Source organism: Aeromonas sp. QDB11 (genome assembly GCF_027705265.1).
In the GTDB taxonomy this organism is placed as follows: Bacteria; Pseudomonadota; Gammaproteobacteria; order Enterobacterales; family Aeromonadaceae; genus Aeromonas; species Aeromonas allosaccharophila.
On the sequence record NZ_JAPDBM010000051.1, the window covers coordinates 23536 to 35590 of the forward strand.

Sequence of the window (12055 nt, forward strand, 5' to 3'; positions counted from 1 at the left end):
ACCGAGCGGCGTTCTTGCCTACTTCGAGCGCGGGTGGAGATCGGATCGAAGCGGATTGGCCGCGAAGTGTTGCTTCCACAGCCTTGGGGTGAGTTGCCGTCGACCGCGTGTTGGGTTTCGTTTTGTATACTCTGCGTCATTTGTCCGATTTCCTGTGTCGCTCTGGCGGTTCGCTCGGCAAGTTTGCGCACTTCGTCGGCCACCACGGCAAAGCCGCGCCCGGTTTCTCCGGCGCGAGCGGCTTCGATGGCTGCATTGAGCGCCAGCAGGTTGGTCTGGTCCGCAATGTCCTTGATGACACTCGTGACACGGCTGATTTCCTCGGAGCGTTGCCCCAGGGCTTCCACCTGCTCGGCCGACTGGCGAACGGTATCGGCCAGGGACTCGATGGTTTTGCTGGCGTCCTTCGTGATTTGAGTGCCTTGGCGCGACACCTCGCCGGTATGGGTCGCCGTCTCCATGGTGGCCCTGGCGTGAGCCGCCACTTCGCCGATGGACACGGTGACCTGCTCAATGGCTGCCGCCGCCGAGGAGGTAGCTTCGCTCTGCTTTTGCGCTGACGTATGCGAAATTTTTATCCCCGCGTTGACGTCCTGGGTGGCGAGTGCAACCTGCTGGGCGATGTCGGCAATTCCTTGAATCGTCGCCTGGACCGATGAAGTCAGCTTGTCTGCCTTGCGGGCAATGCTGCCCACCACGTCGCGGCGCTCAAGATTAAGGCGTTTTCGCAGATCGCCGGGCGTCAGCAAATCGACGGGAACGCCAAGCAAGGATTCCAGGTCGTCTTGCAGATCGCCCAAGTCCAACAACGTGGCACCCGGCAGCGCATCGACCAGTAGATCGAGGTCGCTGCCATCGCGGTCAGTACCATGCAGCACCGATCCGAAGACGCGCGGGTTCGCCGTGCGAAAACGGCTTACTGCTTCGCGCACTGCACTTCGTTTCATGTCGAGCACAACGGACGGTCGCATGGGTATCCTTTCTTATCGAAACTCATTGCAATGCTAAGGGGTCGAGAATAGCCTTTCAAGAACTATTTTCGAGAACCGCAATGCCTTGATTTACTGTGTCGCGCTGTCGTTTTCAGAAGACGGCTGCACTGAACGTCAGAAGCCGACTGCACTATAGCAGCGGAGGGGTTGGATCCATCAGGCAACGACGGGCTGCTGCCGGCCAACTGCTGCCGGTCGGCCTGTCTGTAGCGTCGTCACTCGAACGGCAGCTTCGCTCAGATTGAGGACGAGCCGGTGCCTTGAGAATTCGAGATGCTGACTTTATGACATCTTTCAGGTAATTTTCGCGTTCGACGTCCTCGTGCGGAATCTCTATTCGGTTGCGAAGGAAGGGAGAACTATGAATCGAGTCATTGCAGTCATCTATGGTGTTGCAGGCCTTTGGTTTCTGCTGCTGGCCAGTCCTAGATCCCTCGGAGAAGCTGCCGTCAAATATGCGTTCGCCGCAATTTTGTTGTTCTTTGCATACCGGCGTTTCCGCGCCTCCTCGAAGAATGCGGCCGAGTATGTCAAACAGGAAGATGGCGCTTGGCTGCAGTTGACAGTTGTTCCCGCTGCGCCGCCCATTCTCTGGTTTCCTGCCGTGCTCTCGATCATCCTGGGCGCAGGCGTCGTGGGAAGTGGAATGGCTTACCTGTGGGTCCTGGGCTTGATCTTCGCTTTGCTGACATGGCTGGTCTTGCTGCAGGACCACCGGGGTGGCAATCCCACGGCACCTCGCCGTTTTCGCGTGAATCCAGAAGGCATTGAGACCGACGGAACCTTCTTGCGTAAGGACGACATTCATGACCTGCGCATCAGGAACAAGTTCGCTGGGGGCGTCGAGATCGTTTACGACGCGAATCAAGGCATTCCCACCGGCGTCACGATGGGGCTGGCGGGTCGGCGAGCACTTGCCGAGGTGGCGTATCGGGTTGAAGTCGAAGCTGCCGGAAAGGCTTATGTGCTCGCTGCCGGACTGGATGAGGTCACTGCCAAGGGCGTTGCCACTGAGATCGGCAAGGCGTTGAACTTGGCCATGCCGGCATCATGAGCAAGGCGCCTGGTACCCTCCAGACGTCCGTCACGAGGGCAAAGTGGGCTCAGTGCCGGATCATCCTGCTATGCCTCCTGAGTGCAGCGTGCAATCCTTCGCCTGAGCTCCAAGCCTCCCGAGACGTCCGCGCAACGACAGCGCAAAGCCTCCGGCAGGTGGCTGTCCTCCCGCTGCAGCGCGGCTACTACGTCGCCAGCGATACGCCTTGCGCCAAAGCCTCGAACGCCACCCTCTTGCTTCTGAGACGGAATGGCATCGGCGGAGCGCGGTATTTCTGCGAGTTCAAGCGTATCGAGCAGACCGGTCCAGCCACTTATCGCGTGGAAGAAGAGTGCGCCGATTTCCAGGGGGACGCGCCGGAGACTCGGCATCTGCAATACATACTTGATAATGACTCCCGCTTCTTGGCCAAGGAGCAGGACGTCGTCGCTCTTGACGCTCGGTACTGTGCCCAGTCGGAATTGCCTCTCGAGTGGCGTAACACGGACATCGAGTCCGAAATCGAATGAACACCGCCATTCTGTTCAATGGAAGGGGCGTCCGTCATACATCCGATACAGTTGCGAGCGGAAAGAATGTCGCTCGCGAACGGCCGGTTCCTGCAGGACAAAGCCCTTCAGCCGTTGTGTCAGCGACTGGCTGGTCCGGGTCGACACCGGTAATCGGATCGTTGCCGCACTGAACAGCGCCCCGTTCCAGGTCGCCTCCATTTATGCGGCTGAACCGAGGGAGAGCAGCTTTACGCCGTCTGGCCGCAGTTCGCCCTTGGGCGACACGTGCCGGTAGAGCGTCTGCCGGGTAATCCCGAGTTCTTCGCAGAGATCGCCCACCTTGGTTTCCGGTTGCCCCATGCTGGCCATCGCCAGGCGTAGCTTGGCGGCGGTCATCTTGAAGGGGCGCCCCCCTTTCCTGCCGCGAGCGCGCGCCGAGATAAGTCCAGCGACTGTTCGCTCGGAAATCAACTCACGCTCGAACTCGGCCAGCGCGGCAAAAATACCGAACACAAGCTTGCCGGCGGCAGTCGTCGTGTCGACCGCCGCACCGTGACCGGTCAGGACCTTCAGGCCCACGCTACGCGCAGTTAGGTCGTGCACGGTGTTGATCAGGTGGCGCAGATCACGGCCAAGCCGATCGAGCTTCCACACGATCAGCGTGTCCCCTTCACGAAGCGCCTTCAGGCAAGCAGCCAACCCTGGGCGATCATCGCGCCTGCCCGAGGCCAGATCCTCGTAAAGGTGCGCAAGGCTCACACCAGCGGCGATGAGCGCATCGCGTTGCAAATTGGTGGACTGGGATCCGTCCGCCTTCGATACCCGCATGTAGCCGATCAGCACCTTTTCACCCGTCACGTATACGTTCGATTATGTGACAGTGTGGGTTGGAAAGTTCTGATCGTCAAATTTTGTCACTTAACCCGTCATTCATACTAAGGAATGCAAAGGGTTCGCGAGGAACATAATGTGACAGAAATTCCGGGGGAATGCCCTCCTGGGCAAACGTGTCGCGCAAGCGATCCAGGGACTCGGGGTCGCGCCGCCCATAAGACGCCAGCGTGAACAGTGAGCGGGCCGTTTCGCAATTATGTCGGGCCTCGGCGATAGCCTCGTTGAGCGCCTTGACCGCCTCCCGCCAGTGATCGACAGGCTCAGGCTTACGTTTCTTCTCGGGCAGGCCATTGGTGAACCCGGTGTGCGGCTCCGACAAGAACAGTGCTCCCAACTCCCCGTGTGGACGCACCACGCTCGATTCGATCAGCTCGATGGCGGTAGCCGCCGCCTCCAGCATTTGTAACTGCACCGCCGGGGCCAGAATCTCGTAGGGACGCCACTGGCTTTGTCCAGCGCGCAGTAGATGGCCGCAGCACGCCCAGACATGGCGAATGCTCCAGACGCAAGGCCCGCACTGCGAGAGTGGCGTGTTCAGCTCATCGAGCAGGGTGCGCAGCAACCGAAACCAGAGGCCGGCATGAATGCGTCGGCGCGGCAGCTCGACGTAACCCGTCGTCAGCGCCTGCCAAGTACGTCGGTCCATTGCCACCATCGCGTCGCTGGCCGTGCGTGGGGCCGCATCGGCGTTTTCCCAGCCGAGAAACTGCCCCGGCACGCCACTATAGGATTCCAGCCAGCAGCCATGTTGCGGGCAGCTCAGCATCAACGGCAATTTCCACGCGAGCAGTATGGCTTGATCCTCCGAGTCGTTCAGGCAAAGCGGGCAGGCGCGGTGAATCGGCTGGCTTGGCAGCCAGGCGCGCCAGCTCGTGATTGATCTCGTCTTGCGGCCGCGTCTCGGCAGCAATAGCGAGAACTGGAACGCATAGGTTTCCAGCGCGTCTGGAATCCGGGAATCGAGGCTGTCCAGCAGCCACGGCACCCAGCCAGCGAAACTCATGCAACGCAGCCGCTCCAGCTCAATGCCGCTGCGCAGGGAGAGGGCCGTCAGCAGCGCCGGAGGTGGCGCAGTATCCAGGTCATCGACCCGGCCGTGATCAAGGTCGTGCTCCAGCAGGTCATACAAGTCCATCTGGTAGCGGGCGGCGACACGCTGGAGCCATGAGGACAAGGCTTCGCCTTCCCTGGGAGCAGGATGCAGCGGCCAGCGTGCTGCCGGTTTCACATCAGTTCCCGCTCGAACTGCCGACGCCGCTCGCCAGGGCCGGTGTAATCGGCCATGCTGAGCGTGCGGTGATTGATCGCTTCTTCACCGCTTTCCAGGGCGGCGACCGCCGCCGCCATCAACAGGTGCGCCAATTCACCAATGGTGCCTTCGCTGCGCGTGAGCAGGTAACGGGCCATATCCGGCGTGGCAATTGGGGAAGGCCGCCGCAGCGGGAGCGACGCGGCAAAACTGGCCAGCAGCGAGCAGCAATCGTCGTTGGCCTCCCACAGCGGCAGCATCATGGGCTCGAAGCGGTTCTCCAACTGGTCGTCCGACCGGATCGCCAGATAGGCGTCGCGCGTGCCGACACCGACCAGCGGGATGCGCAGCTCGTTGCCGAGGAAGCGCAGCAGGTTAAGGAATTCCCGACGGTTGACGCTGTTGCCGGCCAGGACGTTGTGCAGTTCATCGATCACCAACATGCGCACGCCGACCTTGCGCAGCAAGGCCAGCGCCAATTGCTCCATTTCCGGCAGTCGTGGGCGCGGGCGCAAGGGAGCGCCCATCGCGGCGAGCTGTGCGACGTAGAAGCGGATCACCGAAGGCTCGGACGGCATCTGCACGACAAGCACCGGAATGTGCTCCTGGTCGGCGTCGGAGCTGGCCGGATGCGTGCGCCGGAATTTCTCGACGATCATCGACTTGCCGTTGTTGGTCGGGCCGATCAGCAGCAGGTTAGGCATGCGCTGCTTGTTCGGCCACGCATACAAGGTTTCCAGCCGGTTCAACGCCTCGACCGCGCGGGGATAGCCGATCCAGCGGTCGGCGCGAAGGCGCTGGATGCGCTCGTCCGCCGGCAGCCGAGCCAGCCCCTGCACCGCCGGCAGCAGGTGGGATAGGTCGATGATGGGATATTCGTCCACGGCTACCACTCCTCAATCTGGTCGAACGGTTTGGCGGGCGGCAAGTTGTCTGCCTGCGCGGCCGCAACGTCCGTTTCTGGCGGAGTCAGCTTGTCCGGCGGAACCAACGCCTTGAGGTGTTGGCGTCGATCCGCATCGCGCCGCGCCTTGCGCGTGGCCTTCTGTGCGGTGGTCACGATCTCGCGCATCTGCCCGATCATGCGGAACAGCGCCGATTCATCCACCTGCTCGCGCCCTTGCTGCCGCAATTTCGCTAGCGCCTGCCTTTGTTCCCATAGGGTGACAGCCGGGTGCGACAAAGTACGGTAGGGGACTTCCAGGTAATGCTGCCCCTCCGGTTCCAGCACCCAGATGCGGCTTATGTCGCGCGGGTCGCGCCGGATCAGAAAGGACGGCCAGCGCTCACGCCGTGCGATCCACGGCTTGAGCGCGTCGGCGTAGTAGTGAATGTGGTCGATGACGAAGCCGGTGCGGGTCAGCGTGCGGCGGAGGATGGGCAGGAAATCGACCAGAAAGGCAGTGGCGCGGGTGACGACGGCCGGCACACCGATGCGGGCCACCGCCTCGGCCCAGCGCGCTTCCGGCGGCTGAAGCAGACCGTTGTGCACGGAGCCGTGGTAGGTGCCGACCGCCAATGTGAGCCAGCGCTCCAGCTCGCGCAGCGTCAGGGCGGCCTTGTTTTCGGAATCGTAGTCGCCTCGCTGGTCAGGGTTGGAGAAGGTCGTTCCCGGCAGTTCGTCGTGGATCATCTGCATCGCCGTGCCGATGATCCGTTCCACGATGCCGCCGTAGTGCGGCTGCCCGAGCGGGCGATAGTCAAGCCGGATGCCATGCTGCTCGCAGCCTCGGCGAAGCGCTTCGCTCTTGAACTCGGCCGCGTTGTCCAGGTAGAGCAGCCTGGGCTTGCCGCTCATCGGCCACTCCATTTTCACGTTCAGCCCTTCCAGCCAGGGGCGCTTGTCGCAGGCGACATGCGCCAGGCACAGGCCGACCGAGACGGCAGATGGTGCTTCCAGCGTGACGACCATGCCGAGCACGCAGCGGGTGAACACGTCGATGGCGATGGTCAGATACGGGCGGCCAATCGGTTGCCGGTCGCGCTCATCGACCACGATCACGTCGATGACCGTGTGGTCAATCTGTACTTGCTCCAGCGGTGCTGTCACGGCAGGAGGTTCGCCGCCAGCACCTTGCAGGCCGCGGGACGCATCCTGGCCTTCCCGCCGGCGAGTGACCTTGCGCGGATCGAGGCCGGCGATCCTCAATGCCACGGTGTTGCGCGCCGGCACCCGCAGCTTTTGCGTTTTGCAAGTCTGCGCGACCTCGCGGTGGAACGCTGCCAGAGTCCGTTTCTGCTTGGTCAGGAACCGCTTTTGCAGCAACTCGCGGATGATGCGCTCGACCGGCTCCGGCAAGCGCCCCTTGCCTTTGCCACCGCCGGATTGGCCGGGGACCAGGTCCGTCACGAGGCCGCTGCCTTGCCGGGCTCGCCGGATCAGAACGTACACCTGCCGCCGAGACAAGCCCAACGCCTGAGCAGCCATATCGGCCGCTTCGTGCCCGACCGTCTCCGACTGCGCCAACGGGCCGATGATCTCCGCACGACGGCGCGCACGCTCCCAAGCCTTATCAGGCAGAGTGGCCACGCCTTGCTCGGGAATCCGTGGGGTGTCGGTCGTCATGCTCACCTCGCTTTGGTGCACACGAGTATTGAGCATAGTCGAGATTGGTGCAGATCACTTCTGATATTGGACTGTCAGGAGCTGGCTGCACAACAGCCGCTACACTCAATCAACTGGTGCAGTCGTCTTCTGAAAATGACAAGAGTGCCTATTTCGTGAGTGTCACTAGGGCTTGCCCTATTGACCGGGAGGAGACCATGGCACTGGTAGGTTATGCACGCGTGAGCACGGTAGGCCAGAGCCTGGATACCCAGCTTCAGGCGCTGGCCGAGTGCAGCAAGATTTTCCAGGAGAAGGTGAGCGGAGCCAGCGATGATCGGCCCCAACTTGCCCTGCTGCTGGATGGTGTGAATGAGGGGGATGTGGTGATGGTGACCAAGCTGGATCGTTTGGCTCGCAACACCCGCCACCTGTTGGAAATTTCAGATTACTTGCAACACAGGCAGGTTGCCCTGCGGATTTTGAACCTGGGGATCGACACCTCAACCCCGACCGGCAAGTTGATGCTGACCATGATCGGCGCCATCGCCACCTTTGAGCGGGAACTGATGCTGGAACGTCAAGCCGAGGGAATTGAGCTCGCCAAGCAGCGCGGGGTCTATAAGGGCCGCAAGCCCACTGCCATGGCGAAAGGGAACGAGGTGCTGGCGCTGGCCGAGCGTGGGTTACCCAGGGCCGAGATCGCAAGGTTGGCGGGGATCAGCGTTTCCAGTGTGCAGCGCATCCTCAGGGCAACAGGAAAATAATGTCGGGGCGCTCCTGACACATGAGATCCGTATTCAACACCAAGGAAGAAAATAATGAAAAAACATCATCATCTCTCATTAATCGCAGCTTTGGTCCTCAGTGCTTGCGGCGGTGGCAGTGACGGCAGCAACAGTGATAATGGCGGCAATGGTGCTCCCGCCGATATCACCTTATCCGGTCGCGCCCTCTCCAGCGACTACCTGGTAGGGCGCACCGTCTGCCTAGACCTCAATGCCAACCAGCAGTGCGACAGCGGCGAACCTCAGACAACCACCGACAGTCAGGGGCGTTTCAGCTTCACCCTGCCAGAAACGCAGCAGGCCGACGCCCGTCAGGCATGGGCCATTCTTGCCGCCCCAGCCATCTCGTCGAAGGCTGCGGCTCGGTCGGTCAACCAGGCGACACCGACCCTGCTCGGCTACGTTGACGGTGCCGAGTTTGTGGTCAGCCCCTATACCCACCAACTGGTCACCAGCACCGATCCCGAGCAGCGCAAGACCCAGTATCAATCCAGCATCGCCACCAAGGAGAAACAACTGATTGCCAACGAGTTGGGTCTGACCACGCAGGAGGCCAGTGCGCAGAAGCTGTTTGGCGATTACCTGGCGGCGGGTGACACACACAGCGCAGCCCTGGCCGACGAGGCTGCCACCAAAGAGCAACAGCTCATCGAGGCGAGCGCCCTACAAGCCGAGCTGGCTGCGGCCCTTGCCACCGACAACCCGCAAGGATGGCAATTGGTCACGGTCAGCATTCGCAACCTGCGCGAGTACAACCGCAATCAGGACATCTGGCAGCAAATCCGCCTGCAAGAGGTTGTCTATTCCAAGCGGGTGGATGCCATCGAGACGACCCGCACCGAAAGTACCCGCTGGCTGCTCGATGAGAAGGGCGGCTATGATGCCCAGCAGCCACTGCGCCGCTTTATCGACGAGGAGCACAAAAACTGGGACAGCAAGCAATATAACCTGCACTCCGCTTGGGACTGGACCTACGACGAGAGCGGCAATGCCACCGTCAAGGGCGAGAGTATCCGCAGCGGCACCTTCAGTCAGGATGCGAATGGTCTCTATAGTTACCACACCACGGAGTTCACCAACGAGGGCACGCCCGTTCCTCAGGACACGACCCCGTCACCCGAAGAGAGCTATTGCGAAGGCTTCGACATCCAAGCCGAGTTCGCCCGCTGGCAAGCCAACCCAAGCCTGACGGCGCTCGACCAGTGTGTCGGCAATGTCCTGCAAAGCGATGACCAAGAGAGCCTCGACAGCCAGGGCGCATGGACACAGCACCGCGCCCTGACCTTCTGGCTCAAAGGGAAAGACCCCATCAATCCCAATGGCCCGCCCAGCAGCTACGAGACCCGCACCAGCGTCATCACGGCGCAAGGGGATACGCAGTTTGTGAACCAACTGGATAACCAAGCCCTGACCATCAACGCCCCGGCGCTGGGCCAGTCTCCCTTCAACCTCACCCGCGATGACAAGCTGAGCTATACCGGTGACAGCACCATCAAGCTGGCCCAGCCGATTTGTGGTGGGTGTGCTGCGACCGAGCTCGACAGCAGCATCCCCCGCTTTGGCAAGGTCGAGCTGCAAAACTACAACCCGACCCACTGGCGCTCTCTGGCCGGTGCCTATCTGGAGCAAGACTATCTGAAGAAGCAAACGGGTGATTTCACCCTCGCTAATCGCTTCTACCAGCTGGATGTGCGCCAGCCTGATGGCTTGAACCAACCGTTGTTCCTGAAATATGCGGGCAATAGCGAGCCGTTTATGACTCAGGATTGGCGGTTTGATAGTGCCAACCAGACCCTGACTGCCACCCATCACTACGCCCCCGTAGCCAACGTTGCAGATGTCTGGCCCGTTTCGCACCAAGTCATGCAAGGTGAAGAGTTGGAACTGAAGGCAACCGTCAAGCTGGTGCAATCCAACGGCTTGCCCAGCGCCACGCAGACCATGACAATCGATGGTGGTAATGCCATCAGCACGCCCACTTTCGCAGAAGGGCTCTTCAGCTCACCGCTGCGCTGGAGCGTGCAGAGCAGCGATACCAGCCCAGATGGCCAAGAGTTCGCCGAACTGCTGTTTGGCACCGCACCGCTGAGCTTCCATGCCAGCCGTGAGGCGGGTATCAGCCAGGGTATCTGCGGTGGCAACCCCGCCACCGTGCGTCAGGAATTGCTGTTCGCACCGGTCGGCGGGGACATGGTGGTGAGCGTGGTCTGCGACGGTGTCGATGTGGCGCAGCAATATCTGTTACGCGTGATCACACCGTTCAACGGCACAGCCTTCCAGGCCGAACTGCAACGTTTTGTCGACGGCACCAACATCTACCAGGAGACACCGAGCAGCCGTGTTTCATTCACTTTTACCAGGCAATAAATATCGTTTGGGAAGATAAAAAACACGTCAATTTATTTTCTACGGTTTTTTACAAAAAGGAGAACATGATGGGATTTTGGGAAAGCGCCGGGAAACTGGCTAAAGATGTAGCAAAGGACGCCTTGGATAGCGCAAAGGAAATGAATGAAACCCGCGCTCGACTGGAAGGGAAAAGCAGTGCTGAGTTGAAGAGGGTCATCAATGACAACGGTTTTTTCAGCAGTACAACGGACATGGAAAAGCGCCAGGCACGGGCTATCCTTCGCAACCGTGGTGACCTTTAATGATGAGAGCCAATGATAAATTGGGCAGCCGCCTCTGCTGGCCTGTGCGCGAGTTACCCGGCTCCCCATCTTCACCCCTAAGTTTCATCAACCCCTGAAGATCACCGTGGGCGACAAGTAGTCCGCTCAGGAAAAACAAAGCCAAAGGGCGTCACCATTACGGTGACGCCCTTTTTCATTTCCAACTCTTGATGAGGAACCACCCCATGACACGACATTTCATTATCGGCGATCACTTGGTAACACCGCTGCCTGAAGGCCACCATCACGGCATCTTTGTTGGCTATGACCAGGTCATTCATTGTCTTCCATCCCCTACAGGAGAGCACTCAGGCCAACTGGCGCGGACATCCCTGACTGAATTCAGCCAACACGGCGTCATTGAGGTCAAGCCCCATGCCCAACGGCTGTTCAGTCGAGAGGAGTGTCTGACTCGGGCCTACGCACGGCTCAGCGAAGGTGCACAAGGCCAGCCATTTGCCAATGGCGAGCAATTTGTTACCTGGTGCATCGAAGGACTTGCCCGTCCCCCCAAGTTGCTGCAGACCGCGGTTGCAACGGTGGTGGCTGCCGAAGTCGCTCGTCACACGTTAGGCAAGGCGGCCACCAGTGCAACGGCAGGACTTGCTGCCAGCACGCTGGCCACAACGGCTGGCGGTAGTGGCGCTGCTGCAACGGTAGTGTCGGTGACCGGTATTGCCACAGCTCCATTGTTAGCTCCCCTTGCCGTGGGCGTTGTCGCTGCCTATGGCGTCAGCAAACTATGGGATTGGTTAAACGACTGATCCATCACTTCAAAGCAAAAGCAGGGGGTTTCCCCTGCTTTGAACTTAATGAGGAAACACCATGACTATTTCCTTTTTCCGGGACGGCTTTGCCCTGCCCGTTGACCAAGCATTGCTGGTTCTGCTCAACCAAGAAATCGCTAAAACCGAGCTCAATATCGAAAGCTTAACCCAACTGACCTTCAACTTTCGCAACCCCGGCTACAGTGCTGAGCAAGGTGGCGTTCATCCAGTCGAGATTCGCCTGGTGCGCGGCCTCGACGACTGGCTGTTCGATTACGTCACCGACTTTAGCTACCAGGGTTTGGGTCAGGATGCAGAGCTCTGCAAAGAGCTTGATTTCAACTTCCTCGACGGCGAACACAGCATGTTGGGCTGGGGGCCGCTGCGATTGACCGAAGCGCGGGAGTTGTTCGATATCTGGCAGCGCAACTTCATTGCCTACTGCCGGTTGGAATGCTTCAGCGTCACGGTCAGCGGGGAGTAGGAGGTGTGTGATGACTAACGAACTGCCGCTCTCCCACACCTCGCGCCAGTGGCTGGGACTGGTCGCCGCCAAGGCCAAGATACAACCGCGCCACCGTGGCCAGCGCTGGTTACTAC

Annotated in this window: 11 protein-coding genes and 1 pseudogene; 7 read left to right on the forward strand and 5 right to left on the reverse strand. The window is 60.3% G+C overall.

Features of this window, described 5'->3' with window-relative positions; all coding sequences use genetic code 11:
- Positions 1-113: 113 nt before the first annotated feature.
- Positions 114-971 (reverse strand): annotated as a pseudogene (locus OKC40_RS22985) (methyl-accepting chemotaxis protein); the annotation flags it as partial.
- 382 nt (positions 972-1353) lie between these two features.
- On the opposite strand from OKC40_RS22985, the gene OKC40_RS16180 reads away from it, so the two are divergent.
- Positions 1354-2046, forward strand: a complete 693-nt coding sequence (locus OKC40_RS16180; RefSeq protein WP_043851120.1) for a hypothetical protein — start codon at positions 1354-1356, stop codon at positions 2044-2046.
- A 158-nt stretch (positions 2047-2204) separates the two neighbouring features.
- On the forward strand, positions 2205-2558 hold the full coding sequence (locus OKC40_RS16185) for a hypothetical protein (RefSeq protein ID WP_202979119.1): 354 nt from the start codon (positions 2205-2207) through the stop codon (positions 2556-2558).
- A 201-nt stretch (positions 2559-2759) separates the two neighbouring features.
- Here the strand turns inward: OKC40_RS16185 and OKC40_RS16190 are convergent, their stop codons facing one another.
- From OKC40_RS16190 to OKC40_RS16205, 4 genes are read right to left on the reverse strand one after another with little or no spacing between them, the layout of a single operon-like run.
- Positions 2760-3398, reverse strand: coding sequence for a recombinase family protein (locus OKC40_RS16190; protein ID WP_003830791.1), 639 nt, complete (start codon positions 3396-3398; stop codon positions 2760-2762).
- 46 nt (positions 3399-3444) lie between these two features.
- Positions 3445-4662 (reverse strand): TniQ family protein, encoded by a 1218-nt coding sequence (locus OKC40_RS16195; RefSeq protein WP_270795955.1) that lies wholly within the window; start codon positions 4660-4662, stop codon positions 3445-3447.
- On the reverse strand, positions 4659-5567 hold the full coding sequence (locus tag OKC40_RS16200; protein ID WP_270795956.1) for a TniB family NTP-binding protein: 909 nt from the start codon (positions 5565-5567) through the stop codon (positions 4659-4661). The genes OKC40_RS16195 and OKC40_RS16200 overlap by 4 nt, the downstream gene beginning before the upstream one ends.
- A 2-nt stretch (positions 5568-5569) precedes the next feature.
- Entirely contained in the window at positions 5570-7249 is a 1680-nt protein-coding gene (locus OKC40_RS16205; RefSeq protein ID WP_048909960.1) for a Mu transposase C-terminal domain-containing protein, read from the reverse strand.
- 197 nt (positions 7250-7446) lie between these two features.
- On the opposite strand from OKC40_RS16205, the gene OKC40_RS16210 reads away from it, so the two are divergent.
- From OKC40_RS16210 to OKC40_RS16230, 5 genes are all read left to right on the forward strand, one after another.
- Entirely contained in the window at positions 7447-7995 is a 549-nt protein-coding gene (locus OKC40_RS16210; RefSeq protein WP_182936065.1) for a recombinase family protein, read from the forward strand.
- A 54-nt stretch (positions 7996-8049) separates the two neighbouring features.
- Positions 8050-10383 (forward strand): hypothetical protein, encoded by a 2334-nt coding sequence (locus OKC40_RS16215; RefSeq protein WP_182936064.1) that lies wholly within the window; start codon positions 8050-8052, stop codon positions 10381-10383.
- A 65-nt stretch (positions 10384-10448) separates the two neighbouring features.
- On the forward strand, positions 10449-10667 hold the full coding sequence (locus tag OKC40_RS16220) for a transposase (RefSeq protein ID WP_232091589.1): 219 nt from the start codon (positions 10449-10451) through the stop codon (positions 10665-10667).
- 206 nt (positions 10668-10873) lie between these two features.
- Positions 10874-11452 (forward strand): lecithin retinol acyltransferase family protein, encoded by a 579-nt coding sequence (locus OKC40_RS16225; protein ID WP_182936063.1) that lies wholly within the window; start codon positions 10874-10876, stop codon positions 11450-11452.
- Positions 11453-11513: 61 nt separating this feature from the next.
- Positions 11514-11939, forward strand: coding sequence for a DUF2787 domain-containing protein (locus OKC40_RS16230; RefSeq protein ID WP_182936062.1), 426 nt, complete (start codon positions 11514-11516; stop codon positions 11937-11939).
- Positions 11940-12055: the final 116 nt, after the last annotated feature.